The sequence below is a fragment of the Pseudomonas sp. S3_E10 genome, assembly GCF_054667615.1.
The window spans coordinates 214,986-241,669 of record NZ_CP162743.1; the positions used below are offsets into that span (position 1 = coordinate 214,986).

At 61.0% G+C, this 26,684-nt stretch carries 24 protein-coding genes and 1 pseudogene; 14 read left to right on the forward strand and 11 right to left on the reverse strand.

The window, feature by feature from the left end; translation table 11 throughout:
- Positions 1-15: 15 nt before the first annotated feature.
- Positions 16-513 carry a type VI secretion system contractile sheath small subunit gene (tssB, locus tag AB4N98_RS00870; RefSeq protein ID WP_017527974.1) on the reverse strand — a complete coding sequence of 166 codons (498 nt, stop codon included), beginning with the start codon at positions 511-513 and terminating at the stop codon, positions 16-18.
- A 30-nt stretch (positions 514-543) separates the two neighbouring features.
- Positions 544-2,091 (reverse strand): type VI secretion system protein TssA, encoded by a 1,548-nt coding sequence (tssA, locus tag AB4N98_RS00875; protein WP_017527975.1) that lies wholly within the window; start codon positions 2,089-2,091, stop codon positions 544-546.
- Between the two features lie 480 nt (positions 2,092-2,571).
- On the opposite strand from tssA, the gene AB4N98_RS00880 reads away from it, so the two are divergent.
- On the forward strand, positions 2,572-3,087 hold the full coding sequence (locus tag AB4N98_RS00880; protein ID WP_017527976.1) for an Hcp family type VI secretion system effector: 516 nt from the start codon (positions 2,572-2,574) through the stop codon (positions 3,085-3,087).
- Positions 3,088-3,140: 53 nt separating this feature from the next.
- On the opposite strand, the gene AB4N98_RS00885 is transcribed toward AB4N98_RS00880, so the two are convergent.
- The gene (locus AB4N98_RS00885) at positions 3,141-3,962 is read right to left on the reverse strand and encodes an aldo/keto reductase (protein WP_017527977.1); all 822 of its coding nucleotides are present in this window, start codon (positions 3,960-3,962) and stop codon (positions 3,141-3,143) included.
- 106 nt (positions 3,963-4,068) lie between these two features.
- On the opposite strand from AB4N98_RS00885, the gene AB4N98_RS00890 reads away from it, so the two are divergent.
- The 12 genes from AB4N98_RS00890 to AB4N98_RS00945 all read left to right on the forward strand — a co-directional run bounded on the left by AB4N98_RS00890 (position 4,069) and on the right by AB4N98_RS00945 (position 19,480).
- Entirely contained in the window at positions 4,069-4,563 is a 495-nt protein-coding gene (locus tag AB4N98_RS00890) for a DUF1543 domain-containing protein (RefSeq protein WP_017527978.1), read from the forward strand.
- A gap of 100 nt (positions 4,564-4,663) precedes the next feature.
- Positions 4,664-4,945: a peptidylprolyl isomerase gene (locus AB4N98_RS00895; protein WP_010210937.1), complete on the forward strand. Its 282-nt coding sequence runs from the start codon at positions 4,664-4,666 to the stop codon at positions 4,943-4,945.
- A gap of 126 nt (positions 4,946-5,071) precedes the next feature.
- Positions 5,072-6,931, forward strand: coding sequence for an extracellular solute-binding protein (locus AB4N98_RS00900; RefSeq protein ID WP_017527979.1), 1,860 nt, complete (start codon positions 5,072-5,074; stop codon positions 6,929-6,931).
- Positions 6,931-7,992, forward strand: coding sequence for a microcin C ABC transporter permease YejB (locus AB4N98_RS00905; RefSeq protein ID WP_017527980.1), 1,062 nt, complete (start codon positions 6,931-6,933; stop codon positions 7,990-7,992). Before AB4N98_RS00900 ends, AB4N98_RS00905 begins: the two co-directional genes overlap by 1 nt.
- A complete protein-coding gene (locus tag AB4N98_RS00910) occupies positions 7,992-9,014 on the forward strand; it encodes an ABC transporter permease (RefSeq protein ID WP_017527981.1) in 1,023 nt (340 codons plus the stop codon). Before AB4N98_RS00905 ends, AB4N98_RS00910 begins: the two co-directional genes overlap by 1 nt.
- Before the next feature lie 10 nt (positions 9,015-9,024).
- The gene (locus AB4N98_RS00915; protein ID WP_065878363.1) at positions 9,025-10,599 is read left to right on the forward strand and encodes an ABC transporter ATP-binding protein; all 1,575 of its coding nucleotides are present in this window, start codon (positions 9,025-9,027) and stop codon (positions 10,597-10,599) included.
- Positions 10,596-11,999: a sigma-54 interaction domain-containing protein gene (locus AB4N98_RS00920; protein ID WP_065878360.1), complete on the forward strand. Its 1,404-nt coding sequence runs from the start codon at positions 10,596-10,598 to the stop codon at positions 11,997-11,999. Before AB4N98_RS00915 ends, AB4N98_RS00920 begins: the two co-directional genes overlap by 4 nt.
- A gap of 287 nt (positions 12,000-12,286) precedes the next feature.
- Positions 12,287-13,678 (forward strand): GntP family permease, encoded by a 1,392-nt coding sequence (locus AB4N98_RS00925; RefSeq protein WP_017527984.1) that lies wholly within the window; start codon positions 12,287-12,289, stop codon positions 13,676-13,678.
- A 7-nt stretch (positions 13,679-13,685) separates the two neighbouring features.
- The gene (locus AB4N98_RS00930) at positions 13,686-14,459 is read left to right on the forward strand and encodes a 3-hydroxybutyrate dehydrogenase (protein WP_068934770.1); all 774 of its coding nucleotides are present in this window, start codon (positions 13,686-13,688) and stop codon (positions 14,457-14,459) included.
- A 72-nt stretch (positions 14,460-14,531) separates the two neighbouring features.
- A complete protein-coding gene (locus AB4N98_RS00935; protein WP_267864463.1) occupies positions 14,532-16,484 on the forward strand; it encodes an acetoacetate--CoA ligase in 1,953 nt (650 codons plus the stop codon).
- Positions 16,485-16,623: 139 nt separating this feature from the next.
- On the forward strand, positions 16,624-19,173 hold the full coding sequence (locus AB4N98_RS00940; RefSeq protein ID WP_026067271.1) for a PAS domain-containing protein: 2,550 nt from the start codon (positions 16,624-16,626) through the stop codon (positions 19,171-19,173).
- A gap of 31 nt (positions 19,174-19,204) precedes the next feature.
- Complete coding sequence (locus AB4N98_RS00945) at positions 19,205-19,480, forward strand: peptidylprolyl isomerase (protein ID WP_003174397.1); 276 nt, start codon at positions 19,205-19,207, stop codon at positions 19,478-19,480.
- 39 nt (positions 19,481-19,519) lie between these two features.
- On the opposite strand, the gene AB4N98_RS00950 is transcribed toward AB4N98_RS00945, so the two are convergent.
- The 8 genes from AB4N98_RS00950 to AB4N98_RS00985 form a co-directional block, all read right to left on the reverse strand.
- On the reverse strand, positions 19,520-20,425 hold the full coding sequence (locus AB4N98_RS00950) for a sugar kinase (protein WP_137220263.1): 906 nt from the start codon (positions 20,423-20,425) through the stop codon (positions 19,520-19,522).
- Between the two features lie 45 nt (positions 20,426-20,470).
- Positions 20,471-21,679: an amino acid deaminase gene (locus AB4N98_RS00955; protein ID WP_065878352.1), complete on the reverse strand. Its 1,209-nt coding sequence runs from the start codon at positions 21,677-21,679 to the stop codon at positions 20,471-20,473.
- 9 nt (positions 21,680-21,688) lie between these two features.
- A complete protein-coding gene (locus AB4N98_RS00960; protein WP_017527990.1) occupies positions 21,689-22,453 on the reverse strand; it encodes an IclR family transcriptional regulator in 765 nt (254 codons plus the stop codon).
- Between the two features lie 166 nt (positions 22,454-22,619).
- Positions 22,620-23,009, reverse strand: coding sequence for a RidA family protein (locus AB4N98_RS00965; RefSeq protein ID WP_017527991.1), 390 nt, complete (start codon positions 23,007-23,009; stop codon positions 22,620-22,622).
- Between the two features lie 15 nt (positions 23,010-23,024).
- Positions 23,025-23,807 carry an amino acid ABC transporter ATP-binding protein gene (locus AB4N98_RS00970; RefSeq protein ID WP_017527992.1) on the reverse strand — a complete coding sequence of 261 codons (783 nt, stop codon included), beginning with the start codon at positions 23,805-23,807 and terminating at the stop codon, positions 23,025-23,027.
- Positions 23,804-24,466 carry an amino acid ABC transporter permease gene (locus tag AB4N98_RS00975; protein ID WP_065878347.1) on the reverse strand — a complete coding sequence of 221 codons (663 nt, stop codon included), beginning with the start codon at positions 24,464-24,466 and terminating at the stop codon, positions 23,804-23,806. The genes AB4N98_RS00970 and AB4N98_RS00975 overlap by 4 nt, the downstream gene beginning before the upstream one ends.
- 11 nt (positions 24,467-24,477) lie before the next feature.
- Positions 24,478-25,140, reverse strand: coding sequence for an amino acid ABC transporter permease (locus AB4N98_RS00980; protein WP_017527994.1), 663 nt, complete (start codon positions 25,138-25,140; stop codon positions 24,478-24,480).
- Between the two features lie 52 nt (positions 25,141-25,192).
- Entirely contained in the window at positions 25,193-26,041 is an 849-nt protein-coding gene (locus AB4N98_RS00985) for a transporter substrate-binding domain-containing protein (RefSeq protein WP_017527995.1), read from the reverse strand.
- Positions 26,042-26,449: 408 nt separating this feature from the next.
- Here AB4N98_RS00985 and AB4N98_RS00990 point away from each other — a divergent pair.
- Positions 26,450-26,668, forward strand: a pseudogene (locus tag AB4N98_RS00990) (thioredoxin family protein); the annotation flags it as partial.
- Positions 26,669-26,684 lie beyond the last annotated feature (16 nt).

The window sequence follows — 26,684 nt, forward strand, 5'->3', positions numbered from 1 at the left end:
TTTTACTGAAAAGTGTCAGGCGCAAGGGCTATTGAGCCCCAACTCCGCGAGTACCCGGGCGCGGCTGTCGTCGTCGGCCAGGGCATGCTCAATGGCCTTGCGAAAGCCCGGCGTATTGCCCAGCGGCCCCTTGAGGGCCATCAATGCTTCACGCAAGGCCATCAGTTTGTGCAACTCAGGAATCTGTTCCACAAGGTTCGCCGGGGTGAAATCCTTCATTGAATTGATCTGCACCCGAATCGGTAACTCTTCGACGTCGGCGCCCTCCTGAAGGCGATTGGGTACGCTCAGGGTCAGGCTTAATGCCTGCTTGGCCAACACTTCATCGAGCGTGTTCTTGTCTATGGCGATGGGTTTGCGATCTTCGAGCTTGCGCACGTCTTCACGCTGGGTGAAATCCCCCAATACCAACAGTTTCAACGGCAGCTCGACTTCCTCTTGCGCCCCGCCGATGGCAGGTTTGAAGGTGATATTGATGCGTTCCTTGGGTGCTACCGAACCTTCTTTGGCCACGGTATTTCTCCTTTTTCATGGCTCGAAAGCCTATTCAAGTACCGCTTCAAGATCGAAGAGGCACAGCCTGCGGTGGGTGTCTTCCTTGCGCTCGCGAGCGGTATGGTTGTGTGGCATCAGGTCGCAGCAGCGGTACAAAAGCTGAGCGACCTGCAAGGCCAGTTCAGGCTCCCAGCGCTCCAGGCCCGTGCGCTGCAATTCGATATCCAGGTGCTCAAGCTGGATCTTCGCCAGCTCATGTTTACCCGCGTGTATACACAGTCGGGCCTGGACCAACTGCCAATGGAAGCGGGCGCGGTCACTCCGGGCGGCGCACGCGCCTTGCTTGAGTGCCTGCACGGCCGCCTTGAGCCCGTCCTTTCGCAGCCTGGGCAGCACTTCCTGCAACGCGACCTCCCAGGGTTGCGCATCCGCCACCCCAACGGGAGCCTCGGTTTTTTTCAGGTGACGGGAAACATGCAACGCAATCCAGTCGCGAGTGACCGTGTCGGCAAACGGGGCGCCATCGTGAAAGCGAAACTCCGGCAGATCCGGAAAGCGCTGTAGCAACAGGGCGAAGCTGACCTCGAGTTCAGTCATGGCCAGGTCCGCCTGCAAGGCTTCAAGACACTGCCAGGCCATGCGTACCCCATCGAACCAGAACATCGCACCCGCCAGGCTGGCCTCGAGTTCAAGCAGCAGATCGGCATGCTCGCCCTGGGCGAAACGCTCCCGGTAACGCTTGAGTTTGTCCGGTGCCGGCCCACGCAATGCGGTGACCCGCTGATTGTCGGCGTTCGGATAACTGACGATGACCAGCCATGCCAGTGTGCGATTGAGGCTCAGCGCACGCAGGTCGGTAGCCTGCTGGCGCAGCCACCAGGCACATAACGGACGAGCCTGTTCCTGAAGGGCACGCAACAATTTATGTGCGTCTTTTTCGTTGTTGAGCACCGGCTCGGGCTTGAGCAGTTGGGTAGTCGCCTGCTTGACCTGGGCAATGACCCCACTCACAGCGGCTGCGGGCGCCTGGCCTTGCGCGGCGCGCTCAAGGCGTTGGTCCAATTGCCGGCGAATGGGCAGCAACAGTGGCGCGTCATCGCCCAAATGCAGACTCCAGCGTTCATCAAGGTGCGTCAGAAGCTCCAGCATCGATCGGAACAAGGGTTGCTGGTCTTGAAGCGCCAGGTTTTGCGCAAACAGCGAGTCAAGCCTCAAGGTCAACCAGCCGAATGCTGCGCTGCGGGTACGCAGCTTTTGCGGGTACACGGCAGCCCAATGGTGGTCACACAGGTGGCGCAGCAACCCGAGCCCCGCCAGCAGGCCAGGGAACGATTCGCGCTGGTACAGCGCCCAGGCCAGCCAGACAGCCACCCGTAGATCCTTGGACCGCTCACGCAACAGCAGCTCGCTGGTTTCCACGACTTTTTGCCAATCCGGCTGGCCGGCACCGTGAATGGACTGCACCTTTGCCAGCTCGACTTCCAAGGCTTCGTATTCATTCGAATAGCGCATATCGCTGCCGGCAAAACTTGTTTGCGAACAGGGCAACTGACCGAGATCAAGGTAATAGGCGCAGAGTTTATTCAAATAAGCCATGGTGAACCGCAGATGAACATCAAGATCCGAGCGACGAACCAACACACTGTTTAAATAGTGCGCCAGCGCATCAATTAAACTTCGCACCTTCTGCCGCGAAGTTCGCAAACCTTAGCCATGCAAATACCATTCGGCAAGTATTGGGACGACACTTAAGAAACATCCTACAGCCCAGTAAAACCCGCATGTGCGCAGCATTTTGCGCAGGTAAAACCTTGAACAGCGCAGGATTAAGCTGCAAACAGCACTCACGGGCTCGCCATCTCAATGAGCAACTAAATGCGCAGTAATGTGCAAACAACACTGCACTATAAGAACTTGAAAATCAGCAAACTTATTTAAATTAATATCTTATTGCCCATCAACCCCGCGCCGTTATTGGCGCTAGCACTTTCTGGCACACTTCTTGTTAGAGGCATAGTTCCAACCAGCACAGTTGCCGGCTGGAACTACCTCTCAAATAAGGCAAGGAAACCCGTCATGCCAACACCCGCGTATCTTTCTATCACCGGTGTCAAGCAAGGTTTGATTACGGCAGGCACATTTACCCAGGACTCGGTAGGCAACATCTATCAGGAGGGCCACGAGGACCAGATTCTGGTCCAGGCTTTTTCCCATCAGGTGATCATTCCGCGGGACCCGCAGTCGGGCCAGCCAACGGGCCAGAGAGTTCACAAGCCGTTGATGATCAGCAAGGTCTTCGATAAGTCCTCACCGTTGCTGTTCAGCGCATTGACCAGCGGCGAAGAGGTCAAGTGCAGGCTGGAATGGTTCCGGACCTCTTCGGCCGGCACCCAGGAACATTACTTCACCATTGAACTGGAAGGCGCGACCCTCGTGGACATCCAGTCGCGCATGCCCAACTGTCAGGACCCGGACAACGCGCACTTTACGCACCTGGAAGATGTGTACTTCACCTACCGCAAAATTGTTTGGACCCATGAAGTGTCCGGTACCTCGGGTTCGGATGACTGGCGCAGCCCGGTAGCGGGTTAAGTCGGTTGCGGGCAGAAACGGTCGCCAAGGACGGCGCCGTTTCTGCCCAGCCGCTACACCATCGCCAAAGGGTGCTTGCGCTTGGGCGCGCCAAACACACGGTCGATCGCGTCCAGGTCGTGCTCGTCGAGCACCAGGTTGGCGGCGGCCGCGTTAAGCCGCACATGCTCCGGCGTTACCGCCTTGGGAATGGCGATTACGCCGTCCTGGCGCAAAACCCAGGCCAGGGAAACCTGGGCGGGTGTGACGTCGTGGCGCTGGGCAATCTGCTTGAGGGTCGGGCTGGACAACAGTTCGCCGCCCTGCGCGATCGGGCAGTACGCCATCAACGGCAAATGGTGCTGTTGCCACCAGGGCAACAGGTCAAATTCGATACCGCGCTCTTGGATGTTGTAGAGCACCTGATTGGTGGCGCAGGCCGGGGATGCGAGCTCCTGCAGGTCGGCCACGTCAAAGTTGGAGACGCCCCAGCGGCCGATCTTGCCGGCCTCGCGCAGGCGTTCGAAGGCTTCGACGGTTTCTTCAAGGGGGTATTGGCCCCGCCAATGCAGCAGGTACAAATCGATATGGTCGCTACCCAGGCGCCGCAGGCTGGCGTCGCAGGCGCGCGGAACGCCCTTGTGGCTGGCATTGTGCGGGTACACCTTGCTCACCAGGAACACCTGGTCACGCTTGCCACGAATGGCTTCACCGACGACCTCTTCAGCGCCACCCTCGCCGTACATTTCAGCGGTATCGATCAGGGTCATGCCTTCGTCGATTCCCAGTTGCAACGCAGCGACTTCCTCCCGGCGCCGGCTCGGGTCTTCGCCCATGCGCCAGGTGCCCTGGCCAATGACAGGGACGGGCACACCCGCCAGATCGATGGTACGCATAACAACCTCCTGATGAGTTCGCGGGTTAACAGTGTGGCATTGACCGGACAAAAGGGTTCAACCGAAGTATGGTTGGCGTCTGCCAAGTCGCCAGGAAGGACCTGCAATGCTGTTTGTCGTTATGCTCGGGGGCAAGCACCCACGGGCCAGGATCGAAGTGCATGATGTGGTGTTTGCCGTCGCGGACACGCTGCAAGCCACCTACCCACAACTGCGTGATGCGTGGTTCGGCAGCCCCAAGGGCATGCACATTGATTCGTGGATGGCCGTGGATGGCGTCGACGGGTGGAAAATCGAACTCAGCCATCTGGCGCCACAAGCGGGTGCGCATCATCTGTACTTCATCAACCTGGGCGGTTATGAAGCCGACAGTTTCGGTGAGGCGCACCACTATTTACTGGTGGTCGCCCGTAACAAACAGGAAGCCAAGAGCAAGGGCAAGCAACAGATGCTGCGGCATTGGTCTCAGGCGCATACGGATGCGGTGATGGACATTGATGACTGCCTGCCGATCGACCTGGTGGACGGTCGTTACCTGCATCTGGTGCAAGACCCGCACCATCCCATCATCCGGCAGAACGACTATATCGTCCTGGGTTGAGCGCCCAACTGCGCCGCCCAGGCAATCCATGGGAACTTTGCCGGGAAATAACCGCCTGAATCCGGTACGCTCACCCTTTTCATTCAAGGAGTTACCCACCATGGCCAAAGCCACCGCCCGTCACATCCTCGTTTCCACTGAAGACAAGTGCAACGAACTCAAGGCCCAAATCGAAGGCGGCGCTGATTTCGCAGAGATCGCCAAAGCCAACTCCAGCTGCCCATCAAGCCGCGACGGCGGCAACCTGGGTTCGTTCGGTCCAGGCCAGATGGTTAAAGAATTCGACACCGTGGTATTCAGCGCTCCGGTCAATACCGTGCAAGGCCCGGTCAAGACCCAGTTCGGCTACCACCTGTTGGAAGTCACCAGCCGTCAGGACTGATGCCTGGATGATGCTTGAAACAACGGCCCGCCTTTTGGTGGGCCGTTGTGCATGTGATGACTGGCGACGCTGATGCCGTTAGCGTACAAATCCTTATTCTTCTTCACCCGGCGTTCAAGACTGATAATGCGATTGGCCTTTTCGACCCTATTGAGCTCCACCCTCGCCCTGCTGCTGGCCAGTGCCGCCGTGATCGCGGCGCCACAACCGTACCTTACGGTGTATGGCGAAGCGGCCAAGTACCCTGCCGGTTTCACCCATTTCGACTATGCCAACCCCAATGCCCCCAAGGGCGGCAGCCTGCGGCGCTCGGCGATTGAGATCGGGCGTTTTGACCATGTGCTGCCCTATATAGACAAAGGTATCGGCGTGTCGCAGGTCGATGGCTGGCTGTATGCGCCCCTGGCCCTGCGCTCCCTGGACGAACCCTATACGGTCTACGGCCTGGTCGCCGAAAAGATGGATCGCGCCGATGACGGCCTGTCGCTGCGCTTCTACCTGAACCCCAAGGCGCGCTTTGCCGACGGCAAGCCCATCACCGCCGAAGACGTGCGCTACAGCTTTGATGTGTTGATGACCCAAGGCAGCCTGCGCTTTCGCACGTTGTTCGCCGACGTAAAGCACGTTGAAGTGGAAAGCGAGCGCCAAGTGCGCTTCGACTTTTCCAGCAATGAAAACCGCACCCTGCCCCTGGATATCGCCACGCTGCCGGTGTTCCCCGAGCACTGGTGGAAAACCCGCGATTTTGCCAATGGCGGCGGCTACGAAGCGCCGCTGGGCAGCGGCCCGTACAAGGTCAGTAAAGTCGACGCCGGCAACACCATCACGTTTACCCGCGACCCGGACTGGTGGGGCAAGGACCTGCCGGTGAGTCGCGGCCTTTACAACTTCGATCACCTGAGCCTGGAGTATTTCGGCGATACCGAGGTGGCTCGCCAGGTACTGCGCGGCGGCGCCTACGATTTCAACCGTGAGTTCTCCGCCACCGGCTATTCCATCGGCTACAACGGGCCGGCCCTTGACGATGGCCGCTTGCAACGCGCGCATTTGGCCAAGGAAATGCCACAACCGGCCCAGGGCTATGTGTTCAACGTGCAGAAGCCGATGTTCAAGGACCGCCGCGTACGCCAGGCACTGGCAATGTTGTGGGACTTCGAATGGGCCAACCGGCAGATGATGCGCAATATGTACATCCGCCAGCAGAGCTTTTTCTCCAACAGTCCGTTGGCCGCCAGCCAGTTGCCCACGAAGGAAGAACTGGCGATTCTCGAGCCGTTGCGCGGGCAAGTGCCCGAGGAAGTCTTTACCCAGGTGTTCAAGGCGCCGGTCACCGATGGCAGCGGCATGATCCGCGACAAGCAATTGCAAGCACTGGCGCTGCTGGAAGAGGCCGGCTGGAAACCGGACGGTGACCGGTTGGTAAATGCCGAAGGTGAGCCGTTGGAATTTACCTTTCTCAACGCCCAGGCGGGCCTTGAGCGCCTGTTGCTGCCCTACAAGCGCAACCTGGCGCAGATCGGCATTACCCTGAACATCCGTCGCATCGATTCCTCCCAGTACGTCAACCGTTTGATGGCGCGGGACTACGACATGATCGTCACCGGTTTTCCGGTCACCACCTCGCCAGGCATGGAGCTGTACAACTATTTCGGTTCAAGCGCAGCCTTCGATCCGGGCGCCAACAACTACATGGTGCTCAAGGACCCCGCCGTCGACACGTTGATCAAGGGCCTGGTCAAAGCGGACACCCAGGCGCAGATGCTCACCTACGCCCATGCCCTGGACCGGGTGCTGCAATGGAATTACCTGTGGATCCCCAATTACTACCCGCCCGGCACCTCCGCCGCGTGGTGGAACCGCTTCGGTCGCCCGGCCATCGAGGCCAAGAACGACGAAGCCCTGGAAACCTGGTGGGAAATCAGCCCCACGCCACTGACCCATGAGCAAATGAACGCCGAGCTGAAAAAACGCGGAGGGGCACGCTGATGTTTGCGTATATCGTGCGCCGCCTGCTGCTGATCATCCCGACCCTGGTGATCATCCTGCTGGTGAATTTCGTGATCGTGCAGGCCGCCCCCGGTGGCCCGGTGGAACAGGCCATCGCCCACCTGCAAGGGATTGGCGGCGGTGGTGTCGGCGGCTCTTCCGGCGAAGGTGTGAGCAGTGGTTCACGCGCCAGCCGTGGCCTGGACCCAAAGCTGATCAAGGACATCGAAAAACAGTACGGTTTCGACAAGCCCGCGCCGGAACGCCTGTGGCTGATGCTCAAGAGCTACGCTCAACTGGACTTCGGCAACAGTTTTTTCCGTGGCAAGACGGTGATCGATCTGATCCTGGAAAAAATGCCCGTCACTATCTCCCTGGGCCTGTGGGCCACGCTGATCACCTATCTGGTGTCGATCCCCCTGGGCATTCGCAAAGCGGTGCGCCATGGCAGCAGCTTTGACGTGTGGAGCAGCACCGCGATCGTGATCGGCTATGCGATGCCCGCGTTCCTGTTCGCGATGTTCCTGATCGTGGTGTTCGCCGGTGGCACCTCGCTGAACTGGTTCCCGGTGCGTGGCCTGGTCTCGGAAAATTTCGAAGAGCTGAGCACCGTGGGCAAGATTGCCGACTACTTCTGGCACCTGGTGCTGCCGGTGACGTCCCTGGTGATCGGCGGGTTCGCCACGCTGACCATCCTTACCAAGAACTCGTTTCTCAATGAGATCACCCGCCAGTACGTGGTCACCGCGCGGGCCAAGGGCTTGAGCGAGCGGCGCGTGCTGTACGGTCATGTGTTCCGTAACGCCATGCTGTTGGTGATCTCCGGAATTCCCCAGGCGTTCATCAGCGTGTTCTTCGCCGGCTCGCTGTTGATTGAAGTGATCTTCTCCCTCGATGGCCTGGGCCGCATGAGCTATGAAGCCGCCGTTTCGCGGGATTACCCGGTGGTGTTTGGTTCGCTGTTTATCTTCACCCTGTTCGGCCTCTTGATAAAACTGATCGGTGATCTGTGCTACACCCTGGTGGACCCGCGTATCGACTTCGCCGCGAGGAACGCCTGATGCTCAATTTATCTCCCGTGGCCCGTCGGCGTTTTGAGCGTTTCAAGAAGAACCGCCGGGGCTGGTGGTCGCTGTGGCTGTTTATCGGCCTGTTTATCCTGACCCTCGGCGGCGAGTTGATCGCCAACGACAAACCGTTGGTGCTCAGCTACCAGAACGCGCTGTATTTCCCGGCATTCAAGCGCTACACCGAGCAGCAGTTTGGCGGCCAGTTGCCCTTTCAGGCGGATTACCGCAGCGATTACGTGCAAAAGCTGATCAAGCAGGACGGTGGCTGGATGCTGTTCCCACCCATCCCGTTCAGCGACGACACGCCCAACTACGAACTGACCCGCCCTGCCCCCAGCCCGCCCTCGGCGGTAAACTGGCTGGGCACCGATGATCAGTCCCGCGATGTGCTCGCACGGGTGATCTTCGGCGCGCGCGTATCGATCCTGTTCGCCTTGGCGCTCACCGCGATCAGCGCGGCCATCGGCATTGCCGCCGGGGCCTTGCAGGGCTACTACGGCGGCTGGGTCGACTTGCTCGGCCAGCGCGTTCTGGAGGTGTGGTCGGGCCTGCCGGTGCTGTACCTGCTGATTATCCTGTCAGGGTTCGTCGAGCCGAACTTCTGGTGGTTACTGGGGATCATGGCGCTGTTTTCCTGGCTGGCGCTGGTGGACGTGGTGCGCGCCGAATTCCTGCGCGGGCGCAACCTGGAGTACGTCAAGGCGGCACGCGCGTTGGGCCTGGGCGATGGCAAGATCATCCGTCGGCACATCCTGCCCAATGCGATGACCGCCACGTTGAGCTACCTGCCGTTTATCCTGACCGGGGCGATTTCCACCCTCAGTGCCTTGGATTTCCTCGGGTTCGGCATGCCCGCCGGCAGCGCCTCGCTGGGCGAGCTGATCGCCCAGGGCAAGCAGAACCTGCAAGCGCCCTGGCTGGGTTTGACGGCGTTTTTCACCCTGGCGCTGATCCTGTCGCTGCTGGTCTTTATCGGCGAGGCGTTGCGTGACGCCTTCGACCCACGTTCATGAGTGAGCCCCTATGAACCTGATCGAAATACGCGACCTCAACGTCGCCTTCAGCGGCCAGACCGTGGTGCGCAACCTGTGCCTGGACGTGCGCCCCGGCGAATGCTTGGCGCTGGTGGGCGAGTCCGGCTCGGGCAAGTCAGTCACCGCCCATTCGATCCTGCAACTGCTGCCCGAGGCCGGCACCCACACCACCGGTTCCATCAAGTATCGCGAACAGGAGTTGATCGGCGCATCCACCGCCACGCTGCAAAAACTGCGCGGCAACCGCATTGCAATGATTTTCCAGGAGCCGATGACGTCGCTAAACCCGCTGCACAGCATCGAAAAGCAAATCGGCGAAACCCTGCTGCTGCACAAGGGCCTGGGCGGTAAGGCGGCGCAGGCGCGCATCCTCGAACTGCTTGAACTGGTGGGTATCCAGAAACCCCAGGAACGCCTCAAGGCCTACCCGCACCAGTTGTCCGGCGGCCAACGCCAGCGGGTGATGATCGCCATGGCCCTGGCCTGCGAGCCGGAACTGCTGATCGCCGACGAGCCCACCACCGCGCTGGACGTGACCGTGCAACGCAAGATCCTGTTGCTGCTCAAGTCGCTGCAACAACGCCTGGGCATGTCGCTGTTGCTGATCAGCCATGACCTCAACCTGGTGCGCAGCATTGCCCAACGCGTGTGCGTGATGCGCGCCGGCGAAATCGTCGAGCAGGCCGCATGCGAGACCTTGTTCACCGCACCGCAACACCCCTACAGCCGTCTGTTGCTGGACGCCGAGCCTTCCGGCGACGTGTTGTGTGCCGACCCGCGCGAAACCGTGCTGGAAGTCAACGACCTGAACGTGCACTTCCCCCTCGGCGGCGGGCTGTTTCGGCGCAAGACCTATTTGCACGCGGTGAATGGCATCAGCCTCAGCGTGCAGCGCGGCAAGACCCTGGGGATTGTCGGCGAGTCCGGCTCGGGCAAGTCCACCCTGGGCCAGGCGATCCTGCGTTTACTCGACTCCACCGGCAGCATCCGCTTCCAGGGCCATGCCCTTGACCCGCTCAACCACCAACAGATGCGCCCGTGGCGCAAGCAGATGCAGGTGGTGTTCCAGGACCCTTACGGCAGCCTCAGCCCGCGCATGTCGGTGCAGCAGATCATCAGCGAAGGCCTGCAAGTGCATGCGCCGTGCAGCCTGGCCGAGCGCGACGCCCAAGTGATCCAGGTGCTCAAGGATGTGGGCCTCGACCCGGCCAGCCGCCACCGCTACCCCCATGAGTTTTCCGGAGGCCAGCGCCAGCGCATCGCCATCGCCCGCGCTTTGGTACTCAAGCCGGCGCTGATGCTGTTGGATGAGCCGACCTCCGCGCTGGACCGCACGGTACAAAAACAGGTGGTCGCGCTGTTGCGTGAGCTTCAGGAAAAATACGGCCTGACCTACTTGTTCATCAGCCATGACCTGGCGGTGGTGCGCGCCATGGCCCATGACATGATCGTGATCAAGGATGGCAAGGTGGTGGAGCACGGCGCGAGCCATGCCGTATTTGAATCGCCACAGCATCCCTACACCCAGGAGCTGCTGGCCGCCGCGTGTGGGCTGTCGACATGAACAGCCGCCTGACGGACTACCAACACGTTCGCGGGCTGGCCATCCAGTCGCTGTTCGAGATCATCGAGCAGTCCAGCGAAGGCACGGTGATTGTCGACCGTGACGCGAATATCGTCTGGATGAACGAGCGCTACGCCAAGCGCTTCGGCCTCAAAAGCGCCGAAGAAGCCATCGGCCAAGCGTGCGAACAGGTGATCTCCAACAGCCTGTTGCGCCAGGTCGTGCGCACCGACCGGCCGATTTTGCTGGATATCCAGGACACGCCCAAAGGCCCGCTGGTGGTAATGCGCCTGCCGATCCACGACGATGCCGGCGAGGTGATCGGGGCGATTGGTTTTGCGCTGTTCGACGAACTGCGCAACCTGTCGCCATTGATCGAGCGCTACCTGAGCATGCAGCAGGAGCTGGCCTCTACCCGCTCGCTGCTGCGCGCACGCCAGAGCAAATACAATTTCGCGCACTTTATCGGCACCAGCGCCGCCAGCCTCGAAGTCAAGCGCCGCGCCCGGCGCAGCGCGAGCGCCGAGTCGCCGGTGCTGCTGCTGGGGGAAACCGGCACCGGTAAAGAACTGCTCGCCCAGGCCATTCATGGTGCATCGCCCCGCGCCCACAAAGCTTTCGTCAGCATCAACAGTGCCGCCATTCCCCATGATCTGTTGGAGGCCGAATTTTTCGGCACTGCGCCCGGTGCGTTTACCGGCGCCGACCGCAAAGGGCGTCCCGGCAAGTTTCAGATCGCCCAGGGCGGCACGCTGTTTCTCGATGAAATCGGCGACATGCCCTTGCCGCTGCAAAGCAAGCTGCTGCGGGTATTGCAGGAGAAGGAGTTCGAGCCGGTCGGCTCCAACGAAATGCTGCACAGCGATGTGCGGGTGATTGCTGCCACGTCGATGGACCTGGAAGCGGCGATCAAACGTGGCGAGTTCCGCGCGGACTTGTATTACCGCCTGAATGTGCTGCCGATCCAGGTGCCGCCGTTGCGTGAGCGCTTGGAGGATATTCCTGCGTTGAGCGAGGCGATCCTGGAAGAGTTGCGCAGCCAGCATGAACTGGATCGCGAAGCGCTGGCCCTGCTCGCGCAACATGCGTGGCCGGGGAATATCCGCGAGTTGCGCAACGTGTTGGAGCGTGCCGCATTGTTAAGTGATGACCTGGTGTTGAATGCGGGAGAGATTCGCGCGGCGATTGGCACGTTCAGCCCGGTGGAACGCGGCACTGGCGTGGCGCCGGTTGAGGGCGAAACGTTTATGGCGGCGCGGGAGCGCTTCGACCGGCAAGTGATCGCGGCGGCGCTCAAGGCTTGTGAGGGGAATGTGGTGGAGGCTGCCAACCGGTTGGGGCTGGGGCGGTCGACCCTGTACAAGAAAATGGTCGCACTGGGCATCAACGATTCTCAGTAAAGAGACTAAATTCTCCATATAAAGACAAACCCTGTGGGAGGACGCTTGCTCCCGATAGCGGTATGAAAGTCACTGTATTAGCTAGCTGACCCACCGCAATTGGGAGCAAGCCCCCTCCCACAGTTGATTCATGCATGTCTCTAAAATGAGATATTCTTTCGAGATCGCTTCGAAGTACCGAAAAATACCTTTTAATATCAATACGTTAACTAACTGGCACAAATCTCGCTATAGCCCTCCCCAAAGCACCATCCCACAAAAATAACAATCCAATCTGGAGACACACCATGAGTGTGATCATTGCCCTGGCAGCCCTGGCGCTGCTGATGCTGGCTGCCTACCGTGGCTATAGCGTTATCCTGTTCGCCCCCATCGCCGCCCTCGGCGCCGTGCTGCTCACCGACCCGTCCGCCGTTGCCCCGGCCTTTACGGGGGTATTCATGGAGAAAATGGTCGGGTTCATCAAACTGTATTTCCCGGTGTTCCTGCTCGGTGCGGTGTTCGGCAAGCTGATCGAGCTGTCGGGCTTTTCGCGCTCGATTGTCGCGGCCGCGATCCGCTTGCTCGGCACGCGCCAGGCGATGCTGGTGATCGTGCTGGTCTGCGCCCTGCTCACCTACGGCGGCGTGTCGCTGTTTGTGGTGGTGTTTGCGGTGTACCCGTTCGCGGCGGAGATGTTCCGCCAGAGCAATATCCCCAAGCGCCTGATCCCGGCGACCATCGCCCTCGGTGCGTTTTCGTTCACCATGGACGCCCTGCCCGGCACGCCGCAGATCCAGAACATCATCCCCAGCACCTTCTTCAACACCACCGCCTGGGCTGCGCCTTGGCTGGGCTTGATCGGTACGGTTTTCGTGTTCTGCGCCGGCATGCTCTACCTGGCACGCCAACGCAACAAGGCGCAGCGCGCCGGCGAGGGCTATGGCACCGAACTGCGCAACGAACCGGAAACCGCCGAAAACCTGAGCCTGCCCAACCCATGGGTCGCGCTGTCGCCACTGATCCTGGTCGGCGTGATGAACCTGTTGTTCACCCGCTGGATCCCGCTGTGGTACGGCAAGACCCATAGCCTCAGCCTGCCGGGCATGAGCACCCCGGTGACCACAGATATCGCCAAGCTCACCGCGATCTGGGCGGTGCAGGCGGCGTTGCTGGTGGGGATTATCGTGGTGCTGGTGTTCGGCTTTTCGGCGATCAAGAGCAAGCTGGCCGAGGGCAGTAAAAGTGCGGTCAGCGGTGCGCTGCTGGCGGCGATGAACACCGCTTCGGAGTACGGCTTTGGCGCGGTGATTGCCTCGCTGCCGGGCTTTCTGGTGCTGGCGGACTGGCTCAAGGGCATCCCCAACCCGCTGGTCAACGAAGCGATTACCGTGACCCTGTTGGCGGGCATCACCGGTTCCGCCTCGGGCGGCATGAGCATCGCCTTGGCGGCCATGTCCGAGAGTTTTATTTCGGCGGCCCACGCGGCCAATATTCCTCTTGAAGTGCTGCACCGGGTCGCGGCCATGGCCAGCGGCGGCATGGACACCCTGCCCCACAACGGCGCGGTGATCACCTTGCTCGCGGTCACCGGGCTGACCCACCGCGAAGCCTACAAGGATATTTTTGGCATCACGATCATCAAGACGCTTGCGGTGTTCGTGGTGATCGCTACTTTCTATGCCACCGGCATTGTGTGAGGTTTGTATGACGACATTGAACGGCAAGACCGCGCTGGTCACCGGTTCCACCAGCGGCATCGGCCTGGGGATCGCCCTCAGCCTGGCCAAGGCCGGCGCCAACCTGATTCTCAACGGCTTCGGCGATGCCAGTGCGGTGATCGCCCAAGTGCAGGCGTTTGGCGGCAAGGTCGGGCATCACCCGGCGGATGTCAGTGACCCGGCGCAAATCGCCGACATGCTCGCCTACGCCGAGCGCGAATTCGGCGGCGTGGACATCCTGGTCAACAATGCGGGGATCCAGCACGTGGCCGCCGTGGAAGACTTCCCGGCCGAACGTTGGGACTCGATCATTGCCATCAACCTTTCTTCGGTGTTCCACAGCACACGCTTGAGCCTGCCGGGCATGAAGGCCAAGGGCTGGGGGCGTATCGTCAATATTGCCTCGGTGCACGGCCAGGTCGGCTCCGTGGGCAAGGCCGCCTATGTGGCGGCCAAGCATGGCGTGATCGGCCTGACCAAAGTGGTAGGCCTGGAGACGGCCACCAGCAATGTGACCTGTAATGCTATTTGCCCGGGCTGGGTGCTGACGCCGCTGGTGCAGAAGCAGATCGATGACCGCATCGCCACGGGCGTGGCCCCGCAACAGGCGCAGCATGATTTGCTGGCCGAAAAGCAGCCGTCGCTGGAGTTCGTGACGCCGCCGCAATTGGGTGAGTTGGTGTTGTTTTTGTGCAGTGAGGCCGGCGCCCAGGTGCGTGGGGCCGCGTGGAATATCGATGGTGGTTGGCTGGCCCAATAAGACCAAACACCACCCCTCCCACATAAGAATTCCAGTGCTTGGAAGACCTGCACAAGAAAAGAGACTTCGCTTATGTCCGACATCCTCTGGCAACCCTCCCAGGAACGCATTGCCAACAGCCGAATGGACCAGTTCCGGCGCTTCATCAACAACCGCCACAACGTGCAGCTCAATGACTACCCCGCCCTGCACCAGTGGAGCATCGACCAGCGTCCCGACTTCTGGCGCGCCATCGTAGCGTTCTTCGACGTACAGTTTCGCAGCCCGCCCAGCGCAGTGCTGGTCGAAGACCTTGAGATGCCCAGCGCGCAGTGGTTTCCCGGCGCGACCCTGAACTTTGCCGAACACCTGCTGCGTCGGCGCGATGAGCATGCGGCCGTGGTTGCGATCAGCGAAGACGGCCAGCGCGAACAACTCACCTACGCCGAACTGGCCCAGCACGTCGCCGGTTTACAGCGCAGCCTGCGCGCAGCCGGTGTCACCCTGGGCGACCGCGTGGCGGCGTGCATGCCCAACACTTGGCAAACCCTGGTCGGCATGCTCGCCACCACCGGTTTGGGCGCGATCTGGTCGTGTTCCTCGCCGGACTTCGGCACCCAGGGTGTCATCGACCGTTTCGGTCAAATCGAGCCCAAGGTGCTGATCACCTGTGCCGGTTACCGCTATGCCGGTAAAACCATCGACCAAAGCCGCAAACTCAATGAGATCCTCGACCGGCTGCCGTCCCTGGAGCAATTGATTGTGCTGCCGTATGCGCGGCCCCAGGCGCGGGTCGAGGACTACCACACCCAGGCGAACGTGGCGCTGTGGGCTGATTTTTACCAAGCCGGCGGCGAGCCCGAATTCGTCGCGGTACCGTTCGACCATCCGCTGTACATCCTCTACTCCAGCGGCACCACCGGCGTGCCCAAATGCATCATCCACGGCACCGGCGGCGTGCTGCTCACGCACCTGAAGGAACACGGCCTGCATGCCGATTTGTCGAGGGAGGACTGCCTGTTCTACTACACCACCTGCGGCTGGATGATGTGGAACTGGCTGGTGTCGGTGCTGGCGATCGGCGCCACGGCGGTGCTGTATGACGGCTCGCCGTTTCACCCAGGCCCCGAGCGCTTGATCGACCTGATCGATGCCGAAAGGATCAGCGTGTTCGGCACCAGCCCCAAGTTCCTCGCCACCCTGGAAAAAGCCGGGCTGCAACCGCGCCGCAGCCATGACTTGAGCAGCCTGAAGACGCTGATTTCCACCGGCTCGCCGCTGTCGCCGCAGAGCTATGACTACGTGTACCGCGAAATCAAGGCCGAGCTGTGTTTGTCATCGATGTCCGGCGGCACCGATATCGTCTCCTGTTTTGTGATCGGCAACCCGGTGTTGCCGGTACGGCGCGGCGAGATGCAGTGCAAGAGCCTGGCGATGGCGATCGAGGTGTGGGACGACCAGGGCCACCCCTTGATCGGTGAAAAAGGCGAACTGGTGTGTACCCGGCATTTCCCGGCCATGCCCATCGGTTTGTGGAACGACCCGAATCAAAAGCAGCTGCGCGCGTCCTATTTCAGCCAATTCCCCGGCGTCTGGGCCCAGGGCGACTACGCCGAGCAACGCCCGAACGGCAGCCTGTTGATCCACGGACGCTCCGACGCGGTGCTCAACCCCGGCGGCGTGCGCATCGGCACGGCGGAGATCTATCGCCAGGTGGACAAAGTCCCGCAGGTGCTGGAAAGCCTGGCCATCGGCCAACGCTGGCAGGACGATGTGCGCGTGGTGCTGTTTGTGCGCCTCGATGACGGGGTTGCGCTGGATGATGCGCTGGAGCAGCAGATCCGCCAGGTGATCCGCGCCAACACCACCCCTCGCCATGTACCGGCCAAGATCGTCGCGGTCACGGATATCCCCCGCACCCTCAGCGGCAAGATCGTCGAACTGGCGGTGCGCAACGTGGTACACGGCGAGCCGGTGAAAAACACCGACGCCCTGGCCAACCCGCAGGCGCTGGAGGAGTTTCGCAACCGCCCCGAGCTGGCGTGAAGATGAAAGGTTTCAGCCCACCGGCACTCCTTTGAAGACAACCCCCAAATGCGTGCTATTTTTGGGGGTAGTCACTCATTCCCGACTCACGGGATAATGAGTGTTGTCATTTTTCAAAGCGTTACGCTCAGGGCTTTTTATGAAGGAAACATCCACCGTTAGCGAAGCCGCAGCGTTGATTGCACGGCTGGACTGGGCACGAAGCCCGCTCGGTGAGGCCAATGACTGGCCGCAAAGCCTGCGCACCGCCGTGGACATCGTCGTCCACTCGCCGATGCCGATGCTCCTGCTGTGGGGCAGCCAACTCATCCAACTCTACAACGATGGTTTCGCCTTGCTGGCGGGCAACAAGCACCCCGAGGCCATGGGCCAGCCGGCGCACCAGACGTGGCCGGAGCTGGAGAGCTTCACGGCACCGATCTACGAGGCCGTGCTCACCGGCCAGGTGCGCACCTTCAGCGAGCAGCGGTTTGTGCTGCAACGCGATCACCGCGACACCGAGATCTGGCTCGACCTGACCTACAGCCCGGTTCGCGATGAAAGCGGCGATGTGGCGGGTATTCTGGTCACCGCCATCGAAACCAACGAACGTCGCAGTAAAACCCTTGAACTGCAGCAACGCTCCGAAGACAGCCTCAAGGCCCAGCACAACACCGAGCAACGCCTGCAACTTGCCCTGGCGGCCACCGACGCCGTGGGCACCTGGGACTGGGATATCGGCGAAGACCGCTTTATTGCCGATGCCCACTTCGCGTATCTGCATGGCGTTCACCCCAGCGACGCCGGCCTGCTGCCGATCAGCGATTACCTGCACGGCGTCCACCCCGAAGACCGTGGCACGGTGGCGCGCAGCATCAAGCACTGCATCACCCACGGCACCGAATACGCCGAGGAATACCGCCTGTTGCAAGCCGACGGCCAAGTGCGCTGGGTGTTTGCGCGCGGGCGTTGCTACCAGGACCGCCACGGTCGCCCGGCGCGCTTTTTAGGTGCCGCGCTGGACCTCACCGAACGCAAGAACACCGAACAGGCCCTGCGCCAGAGCCAGACCGAATTGCAGCTGATCATCAACGCCATGCCGGTGCTGATCGGTTACGTCGACCACGAACAACGTTTTCGTCTGAACAATAGTGCCTATCTCGAGTGGTACGGCATGACGCCTCAGGAGCTGTACGGCAAGACCATCCGTGAAGTGCTGGGCGATGAGGTGTATGCCGGGCGCGCAGACAAGATCGCCGCGGCGCTCAAGGGCAAGGCGTGCAGTTTCCTGACGGTCACCCCTCATCGCGACGGGCGGCCGCGCCATGCGCTGATGAAGTACCTGCCGCGCTTCAGCAATGACGGCTCGGTCAATGGCTTTTACATTTTTGTGATCGATGAGACCGAACGCAAACTCACCGAAGAAGCCCTGCGCCATCTCAACGAGAACCTCGAAGAACGCGTGGCCCAGCGCACCCAGGCGCTGGCCGAAGCCAACCAGCGCCTGCAAAACGAAATGTACGAACGTGAGCGCGCCGAAGACGCATTGCGCCATGCGCAAAAAATGGAAGCCGTGGGCCAGCTCACAGGCGGTATTGCCCACGACTTCAACAACATGCTCACCGGGATTATCGGCAGCCTCGACCTGATGCAGCGCTATATCGCCGCCGGGCGCAGTGAGGAAATCGGCCGTTTTACCGATGCCGCCGTGTCTTCGGCCCATCGCGCAGCCGCCCTCACCCACCGCCTGCTGGCCTTCTCGCGGCGCCAGTCGCTGGATCGCCAGCCACTGGACCCAAACCAATTGGTAGCGTCCCTGGAGGACCTGTTCCAGCGCACCAAAGGCGCGCACATCACGCTCAAGGTGCAACTGGGCCAAGACATCTGGCCGGTCAACACCGATGCCAGCCAATTGGAAAACGCCCTGCTCAACCTGGTCATCAACGCCCGCGATGCCATGCCGGATGGCGGTGAGCTGCTGATCGAAACCGCCAACAGTTACCTGGACGGCACCGACATCACCACCCTCGAACCGGTCAAGGCCGGCGACTACGTGATGCTCGGCGTGTGCGACAACGGCAGTGGCATGGCGCCGAAGATCCTGGCCAAGGCGTTCGACCCGTTCTTCACCACCAAACCCATCGGCCAGGGCACCGGCCTGGGGCTGTCGATGATCTACGGCTTTGCCCAGCAGTCCGGCGGCCACGTGACCATCCAGAGCGAACCGGGCCAGGGCACCTGCGTGCGCCTGTACCTGCCGCGCCTGCACGGCACCGCGCTGGAGAGCAGCCTGCCCGCCAGCCTCGGCGAAGCGCCGGTGGCATTGGCCGGTGAAGCCGTGGTGGTGGTGGAGGACGACCCGGCGGTGCGCATGCTGGTGGTGAATGTGCTCGACGAACTCGGCTACACCGCTCATCAGGCAGCGGACTCGCGCACCGCATTGCCACTGCTGGAGTCGGACCTGCGCGTGGACTTGCTGGTGACCGATGTGGGTCTGCCGGGGATGAATGGCCGACAACTGGCGGAAATCGCCCGCCAGCGTCGACCTGGCCTCAAGGTATTGTTCATGACCGGCTACGCCGAAAAAGCCGCCGAGCGCCAGGGCTTCCTGGAAGACGGCATGGACATGGTGGCCAAGCCGTTTTCGATTGACCTGCTCGCCACTAAAATCCGCAGCATGATCAACGCCGATGATTCAGTTCAGGCATAATCGCGCGCCGTCGCCTACCTGGTAGAGCCTTATGAAAGCCCAAGCCCGTCACATCCTGGTAAAAACCAGCGAAGAAGCTGAACAGCTCAAGCAGCGCATCGCCAAGGGTGAAGCCTTTGATGTGCTGGCCAAGAAGTACTCCACCTGCCCCTCCGGCAAGCGCGGCGGGGATTTGGGTGAAGTGCGGCCTGGGCAGATGGTGGGGGCCATTGATGCGGTGATCTTCAAGAAACCGGTCAAAGTGGTGCACGGGCCGATCAAGAGCAAGTTCGGGTATCACCTGGTGCAGGTGTTTTACCGCGACTGAGGGGTTGGCTTTAGAGCCGCTATCGGAGCAGGCAGCCATTCACCTCGGTATCAACGCCCCCCGCACCTGAATCACCCGACTCGCCAGCCGATGCCCCGCCAAAGCCGCCTCCTCTGGCGAACCGCCCTTGAGCCGACTGGCCACATACGCCGCACTGAACGAATCCCCCGCCGCCGTCGTATCCACTACCCTCTCGACCTTCAATGCCGGCACAGCAAAGTGCTCGGCATTGCAACGGATCAGGCATTCATTCGCGCCGCGCTTGAGCACCACTTCGGCAATCTCCGGGTACGCCGCAAACACCTGCTCGCTGTCGGCAAAACCAAACAGCGCCTGCTCGTCGTCCTCGGTCAGCAAGGCGATATCCACCTCGGCCAGCACTGGGCGATACGCCGCGCGCGCCGCCTCGACACTGGCCCACAAGCGCGGCCGGTAATTGTTGTCGAACACCACCTTGGCACCGCGCCGACGGGCCTCAATCAAGGCCAGCAGCAAGCGCTCACGCCCGACTTCGCCGATTACCGCCAGGGTGATGCCGCTCAAATACACCACGTCGTAACCCGGTAACGCCGCCAGAATGGGTTCAGCCGCAGGCGTAGTGAAGCACTCGCGCACGGCGGCCTCGTTGCGCCAGTACAGGAATTTACGTTCGCCGCCGGCATCGGTCTGGATGCAGTACAAACCGGGCAGCCGCCCAGGCAGGCGCTGGACCCTTTCCAGCCCCAGGCCCTCGTCGGCCCACTGCCGGCACATGGCGTCGCTGAAACTGTCATCGCCCAAGGCGGTGACGTAGTCGACGCTGCCGATAGCGCCCAGCTCGCGGCGCAGGTACACCGCCGTATTCAGGGTGTCGCCACCGAAGCTTTGCTGCAGGCTGCCGTCGGCGCGGTGTTGCAGTTCGATCATGCATTCGCCGATCAGGGCGATGCGCGGGTTTGTGTTCATGCCTTGTGATCTCAGGTGTGGCGGGTGGCCGCTGCGCGACTCGGTCTAGAAGCAGGTATGCAGGCTTTCGATCACGCGCAACTCTGAATCCACCAGGCACCCCACCTGCCACTTATCGAACGTCAAGCATGGGTGGGAAGTACCGAAGGACATAATGTCGCCGACCCGCAACTCGACCCCCGGCGCCACCACCATGAACGCGTGCTGATCCATCACCGCCGTGACCTTGCACGCGCTGACATCATCGCCTTCGGCCGGCACGATCCCGGCCTTGTAACGCTTGAGTGGCACCGGCAAGCCGGCGTCGTAAGCCACATCGCGCTTGCCCATGGCGATCACCGCAAAGCCAGGCTCAGGCAACGATTGCACATGCGCCCAGACTTCCAGCGCTGGGCGCAGGCCTTCGTTGAGATCAGTGCGGCGGTCGAGCACGCAGCATTGCGCGTCTTTGTAGATGCCGTGGTCATGGGCCACATAACTGCCGGGGCGCAGTACGCTGAGGAAACGGCCGGCAGCGTTCTGCTGCTCAAACGACTCAGCGATCAGGTCGTACCAGGCCGACCCCGACGCGGTGATGATCGGCTTGGGCAAGTCGAAAGAACCGCTGTTTTGCAGGTCTACCGCCAGACGCACCAGGCTCGCGGCGAAGTCGCGAATGCCACTGATGGCGTGCTCGCCATGGATCACCCCTTCATAGCCTTCAATGCCGGTGAGGGCCAGGGCCGGTTGGGCCTTGATCGCCTTGGCCAGGTCGCGCACTTGCTGTTCACTGCGGCAACCGCAACGGCCGCCGACCACACCGTATTCGATCATCACGTTCAGGCGCAGGCCACGGGCGGCGAAGAACCGCCCAAGATCGGCGACGTTGTCCGGGTGATCGACCATGCAATGGAAGTCAAACGCCTCGTCGGCCAGCAACTCGGCAATCAACGCCATGTTCGGCGCGCCCACCAGTTGGTTGGCCATCAATACACGACGCACACCACCGGCATAGGCGGCGCGGGTCTGTACCGCGTTGGCCAGCGTGATACCCCAGGCACCTGCCTCAAGTTGGCGCTGGAATAGCGCCGGCATCATGCTGGTCTTGCCATGGGGCGCCAACTGGGCGCCGCTGTTGCTGACAAAATCCTGCATCCAACGGATGTTGTGCTCCAGCGCCTCGCGATGCAGGACCAGGGCCGGCAAGCTGACGTCACGGACCAGGTGTGCACCGAGGGTAGCGGCGCCTTTTTCAACGGCGTTGATGGCGGACATGGAAAACTCCTATTCGTTGATGCGACGGGCCAGGTTGTTGGCGCTGTCGATCAACACCCGGCGATAGTCGTTGTAATTTTTAATCGCGTCGGCGCGTGGCGCGACAATGCACAGGGTCGCGATGCTGACGCCCTGCGCGTCCCGCACCGGGGCGGCAAAGCAATGGGTAAAGGTGTCGGCCACGCTGTCGAAGGAGAAGAACCCATCGAGGGTGGCCTGACGGATTTGCGCCAGGAACGTGTCCAGCGCCAAGCGCTGGCCGTCCGGCAGGATGAAATCGTCGGGGTCGATCAGCTCGACAATCTGCTGGTCGCTCAAGTGCCCCAGCAACAGGCGCCCGGAGGCGGTCCACGGAATCGGTGCGTTTTCGCCGATGTCCGAGGAAATCCGGAAATGCCGCTCACCTTCGCGCATCAGCGCCACGGTGTATTTGCGCCCGTTGAGCAGGCACATCTGCGCGGTTTCGTGGGTTTGGCTGACGATTTCCTGCAAGGCGTGGTCGGCCTCGCGGGTCAGGTCGAAGTGGCGCAAGTGCGCCTGGCCGAGAAAGTACAGCTGGCGGCCCAGGTACACGTGGCCGTCCTTGCCCACGGTTTCCAGGATGCGCCGCTCCAACAAGGAAGCGACCAGTTCGTAGACGGTGGACTTGGGGCTGCCGATGCCACTGGCAATATCATTCGGACGCAGGGGCTGGCCGATCTCCTTGAGGAAATCGAGGATATCGAATGCACGGTCCAGGCCTTTGGCGCGGCGTTTGATGGTGTCTTCGGTCATGACAGTTTTCGGTCCGGTAAAAGGGTTGTGCTGCACAGTGAACCCTGTGGGAGGGGGCTTGCTCCCGATAGCGGTGGGTCAGTGTCAGATGCATTCATTGACACCCCCTCATCGGGGGCTTGCCCCTCCCACACTTGATTTGCCGTGCTTTCAAGAGTCGGGCAATTTAGCCCTTTTTCTTGTAGGCCACGCAATCGATCTCGACCTTGCAATCGACCATCATGTTGGCCTGCACACAGGCCCGCGCCGGGGCGTGCTCGGGGCTGAAGTATTCGCCGAACACCTTGTTGAAACTCCAGAAGTCCCGCGGGTCTTCGAGCCACACGCCCACGCGCACCACGTCCTTGAGTTCGTAGCCGGCTTCTTCGAGGATCGCTACCACATTGCGCATAGTCTGCCGGGTTTGTTCGATGATGCCGCCGGTGATGATTTCACCGTCCACCGCAGGCACCTGACCTGAGACGTACAACCAACCGTCCGCCTCCACCGCGCGGGCGAAAGGGCGCGGCTGACCGCCGCCGGCAGTGCTACCGGCACCGTAACGAGTGATGCTCATAAAAAATGCTCCTGATTAAAAACGAATATTCTTCAAAAATTCAGCCAGGCGCGGCGACTGCGGCCGTTCGAATATGTCTTTCGACGACCCCTGCTCCTCGATACGCCCCTGGTTCATGAACACGATCTTGTCTGAAACTTCATAGGCAAAACGCATTTCGTGGGTAACCAGCAACATGGTCATGCCCTCTTCCGCCAGCCCCTTGATGACGCTGAGTACCTCCCCGACCAATTCCGGGTCGAGGGCCGAGGTGACTTCGTCGAACAGCATCAGGCTGGGGTTCATGGCAATGGCGCGGGCAATCGCCACCCGCTGTTGCTGGCCGCCGGACAACTGGCCGGGGAAGTGGTTGCGACGTTCCAGCAAGCCGACGCGGTCCAGCCATTTTTCGGCCAACGCCACCGCCTCATCCTTGCCCATTTTTTTGACTTTGAGCAGGCCCAGGGTGACGTTTTGCAACGCGGTCAAATGCGGAAACAGGTTGAACTGCTGGAACGCCATGCCGGTCATCGCACGGTGTTGGGCAATCACGCGCTCCGGGTGACGCACGCGCTTGCCACCGATATCGCTGTAGCCGATGGACTCGCCGTCCAGGGTGATCCGGCCGCCCTGGAATTCTTCCAGCAGGTTGACGCAACGCAACAACGTGGTCTTGCCCGAGCCGCTGGAGCCGATCAAGGTCACCACGTTGCCGCGCTGCATCGACAGGTCGACGCCCTTGAGCACTTCGACCGCGCCGTATTGTTTACGCAAACCGCAAATGTTCAGCAGCGGCTCGGTTGTTTGAGGTTGGTTCATGGCAAGGCCACCCGTTTTTCTATGTAGCGCCCGAATAACTCGATGGCGTAGTTGATGACAAAGAACATGAAGCCGGCGAACAGGTAGAACTCCAGGGTCATGAAGGTGCGCGCGATCACCTGTTGGGTGCTCAGCAGCAACTCGGCCACGCCGATCACCGAGAGCAGGGTCGAGGCCTTGACGATTTCCGTGGAGGAATTGACCCAGGTCGGCAGGATCTGGCGCAGCGCCTGGGGCAACAATACGTAGGCCAGGGATTGGCGAAACGTCAGGCCAATCGCCTTGCCCGCTTCCAACTGCCCACGGGGAATGGCTTGCAGCGCGCCGCGCACGATTTCCGAGACGTGGGAGCCACAGAATAAGGTCAGACCGACCGCACCGGCCTGGAATGCGCTGATCTGCCAACCGAGGGCCGGCAGCATGTAGAAACAGGCCAGCACCAGCACAAACACCGGCGTGCCACGGATCAGATCCACGTAAAGACGAAACGGCGCACGCATCCAGAATGTGCCGTAGGTCAGCACCAGCCCGGCAAAAATACCGATCAGAGTGCCGAAGATAATCGCCAGCGCCGAACAATAAATGCTGGTTTGAAACCCCGCCCAGAGGGTGTCCCGGGCGATCCACAACTCCTGCAGCCAACTGGGAGACTCGTACATGCAAACCCTCCTTAACGACGGATCGCCAGACGCTGTTCCAAGTAACGGAGCAGCATGGCAATGAGGTAACAGGCCGCCACGTAGAGCGCGGTCGTGACCAGCCAGGTTTCAATTACCCGGTAGCTTTCAACGTTGATCTTGCGGGCGTAATACGTCAGTTCGGGCACCGCGATGGCAGCGGCCAGCGAGGTGTCCTTGAACAGCGAGATAAAGTTGTTCGACAGCGCGGGCAGCACGTTGCGCAGCATCACCGGCACGGTGATATAAGCGCGGATACGCCACTCACCGAGGCCAATCGCCAGCCCGGCTTCACGCAGCCCCTTGGGAATATTCAACAGCCCGGCGCGGAATACTTCGGTCAGGTAGGCACCGGCGTAGAGCGACAAGGTGATGATGAACGAGGGGATCTTGTCCAGCCGGACCCCCAGGCTGGGCAAGGCGAAGTAGATCAACAGGATCAGCACCAGGATCGGCGTATTGCGGATCACCGTCACATACACCGAGGCGAAGAGGCGCAAGGCGCGGTGCCGGGACAGCATGGCGAAGGCCATCAGCAGGCCGATCACGCAACCGATGGCGATCGACAGCACAGCCAGTTGCAGGCCCAGGCCGAGCCCCGCCAGCAAGGTGTCGAAATCGCGCCACACGGCGGCAAAGTTCAACTGGTAGTTCATGGTCAGCAGTACCTGATTGGGGCGCCCTGACGGGCGCCCCGGTTAGTCCGAATCACTTGAATTCAACAGGGAAACCAATCGCCGGCTCGGGCAGATCAACGCCAAACCATTGCTTGAACGAGGCCTTGTAGGTGGGGAACTCCACACCGGTCATGGCTTCATGCAGGGCGGTATTGACGAAGTTCAGCCAATCCTGGTCGCCACGCTTGACTGCGCACGCATAGGTTTGCGGGCTCCAGGCGTAGGCCGGGCTGCGGTAACGGCCGGGGTTCTGCACCATCAGGTATTTGACCGAGGACTGGTCGGTGGCGGCTGCATCGGCGCGGCCGGAGTTCACGGCCTGGTACATCAGGTCGACGCTGTCGTACTGGTCGACCTTGGCCTTGGGCAGCGCCTGGTGCACCAGTTCTTCGGCATACACGTTTTGCAGCACGGCCACGGTAACGCCGTCGCCGGCGGCCTGCAGGTCTTCAATCTCTTTGTATTTGCTGTTGGCCGGTAGCAGCAGGCCCACCCCTTCGCGGTAGTACGGCAGGGTGAACGCCACTTGCTGCGCACGGCTGGCGGTGACGGTAATGAACTGGCAACTCATGTCGACCTTGTCGGTCAGCAGGTTGGGAATACGTGCGTCGGACGACTGCACCACAAACTCGACCTTGGACGGGTCATTGAACAACCCCTTGGCCACGATGCGACCGATGTCGATATCGAACCCTTGCAACTTGCCATCCGCTCCCTGGAAGTGCCACGGCGCATTGGTACTGCCTGTACCCACGATCAGGTGCCCACGCTTGAGCACGTTATCGAGCTTGCTGTCCGCCGCCTGCACGATGCCTGCGAGGGAAGCCGATGCGGCGAAGAGAAAAACACACGCTTTGAACACGGAAGGTCGGTGATGCATGACAAGCACTCCAAGGATTGTGTATTCCGCTATAACGGAACTTAGTATGTAACAACGGAATAGACAGCAGAAAGTGTGCCACACATCTGAAGGGCAACCTATCGTCGTCATAAACTCGTTTCTAATCAGCTAGATGGACGGAGCCAGGAGATGAGGCGTTGCGCCAGCATCTGAAATCAAATTGCTACCGAAGGCCCCACGCAGGGGTGACAGCGCCACGGAGGTGCATCACCGCCCCGTTACCGGGCATGACCGCCCATGGAAACTTCCTCGGGCTGAATTGGCGGTTGGCCCCGCAAAATGACAACGCGAGCGCGTCTACCTGTGAAGGTTGACAGTAGACGCTGGGAATCCTGTGACTTAGCGTACCCACGACAACATTAAAGCCGGGTGCACAAGGAGGTTCTCATGGGCGTAATCACTTCGGTTATCAAGGACCTTGATGAGTACCATCGGATCCTGAAGAAACACACGCTGGTCATCGTGCTGTTTACCTCACCGTACTGCCAGGCATGTCTCGGGCTTGGCCCACGCTTCCACCGCGTTGCCGAACGGTACGCCGACCGCGTCAAAAGCCTGCTGCTGGACACCAGCCAAACCCCGAGAATCGACGGCGTGGACGGAACCCCTACCCTGGTGGTGT

What these genes read in the sequence shown, in the direction of transcription:
- AB4N98_RS00975 (WP_065878347.1), bottom strand. Translation starts at nt 24,466, where the DNA reads ATGTACGAGTCTCCCAGTTGGCTGCAGGAGTTGTGGATCGCCCGGGAC.
- AB4N98_RS00930 (WP_068934770.1), top strand. Translation starts at nt 13,686, where the DNA reads ATGACGACATTGAACGGCAAGACCGCGCTGGTCACCGGTTCCACCAGC.
- AB4N98_RS00920 (WP_065878360.1), top strand. Translation starts at nt 10,596, where the DNA reads ATGAACAGCCGCCTGACGGACTACCAACACGTTCGCGGGCTGGCCATC.
- AB4N98_RS00955 (WP_065878352.1), bottom strand. Translation starts at nt 21,679, where the DNA reads ATGTCCGCCATCAACGCCGTTGAAAAAGGCGCCGCTACCCTCGGTGCA.
- AB4N98_RS00940 (WP_026067271.1), top strand. Translation starts at nt 16,624, where the DNA reads ATGAAGGAAACATCCACCGTTAGCGAAGCCGCAGCGTTGATTGCACGG.
- AB4N98_RS00935 (WP_267864463.1), top strand. Translation starts at nt 14,532, where the DNA reads ATGTCCGACATCCTCTGGCAACCCTCCCAGGAACGCATTGCCAACAGC.
- AB4N98_RS00985 (WP_017527995.1), bottom strand. Translation starts at nt 26,041, where the DNA reads ATGCATCACCGACCTTCCGTGTTCAAAGCGTGTGTTTTTCTCTTCGCC.
- AB4N98_RS00925 (WP_017527984.1), top strand. Translation starts at nt 12,287, where the DNA reads ATGAGTGTGATCATTGCCCTGGCAGCCCTGGCGCTGCTGATGCTGGCT.
- tssA (WP_017527975.1), bottom strand. Translation starts at nt 2,091, where the DNA reads ATGGCTTATTTGAATAAACTCTGCGCCTATTACCTTGATCTCGGTCAG.
- AB4N98_RS00895 (WP_010210937.1), top strand. Translation starts at nt 4,664, where the DNA reads ATGGCCAAAGCCACCGCCCGTCACATCCTCGTTTCCACTGAAGACAAG.
- AB4N98_RS00960 (WP_017527990.1), bottom strand. Translation starts at nt 22,453, where the DNA reads ATGACCGAAGACACCATCAAACGCCGCGCCAAAGGCCTGGACCGTGCA.
- AB4N98_RS00885 (WP_017527977.1), bottom strand. Translation starts at nt 3,962, where the DNA reads ATGCGTACCATCGATCTGGCGGGTGTGCCCGTCCCTGTCATTGGCCAG.
- AB4N98_RS00965 (WP_017527991.1), bottom strand. Translation starts at nt 23,009, where the DNA reads ATGAGCATCACTCGTTACGGTGCCGGTAGCACTGCCGGCGGCGGTCAG.
- AB4N98_RS00980 (WP_017527994.1), bottom strand. Translation starts at nt 25,140, where the DNA reads ATGAACTACCAGTTGAACTTTGCCGCCGTGTGGCGCGATTTCGACACC.
- AB4N98_RS00910 (WP_017527981.1), top strand. Translation starts at nt 7,992, where the DNA reads ATGCTCAATTTATCTCCCGTGGCCCGTCGGCGTTTTGAGCGTTTCAAG.
- AB4N98_RS00945 (WP_003174397.1), top strand. Translation starts at nt 19,205, where the DNA reads ATGAAAGCCCAAGCCCGTCACATCCTGGTAAAAACCAGCGAAGAAGCT.
- AB4N98_RS00880 (WP_017527976.1), top strand. Translation starts at nt 2,572, where the DNA reads ATGCCAACACCCGCGTATCTTTCTATCACCGGTGTCAAGCAAGGTTTG.
- AB4N98_RS00950 (WP_137220263.1), bottom strand. Translation starts at nt 20,425, where the DNA reads ATGAACACAAACCCGCGCATCGCCCTGATCGGCGAATGCATGATCGAA.
- AB4N98_RS00890 (WP_017527978.1), top strand. Translation starts at nt 4,069, where the DNA reads ATGCTGTTTGTCGTTATGCTCGGGGGCAAGCACCCACGGGCCAGGATC.
- AB4N98_RS00905 (WP_017527980.1), top strand. Translation starts at nt 6,931, where the DNA reads ATGTTTGCGTATATCGTGCGCCGCCTGCTGCTGATCATCCCGACCCTG.
- AB4N98_RS00900 (WP_017527979.1), top strand. Translation starts at nt 5,072, where the DNA reads ATGCGATTGGCCTTTTCGACCCTATTGAGCTCCACCCTCGCCCTGCTG.
- AB4N98_RS00970 (WP_017527992.1), bottom strand. Translation starts at nt 23,807, where the DNA reads ATGAACCAACCTCAAACAACCGAGCCGCTGCTGAACATTTGCGGTTTG.
- AB4N98_RS00915 (WP_065878363.1), top strand. Translation starts at nt 9,025, where the DNA reads ATGAACCTGATCGAAATACGCGACCTCAACGTCGCCTTCAGCGGCCAG.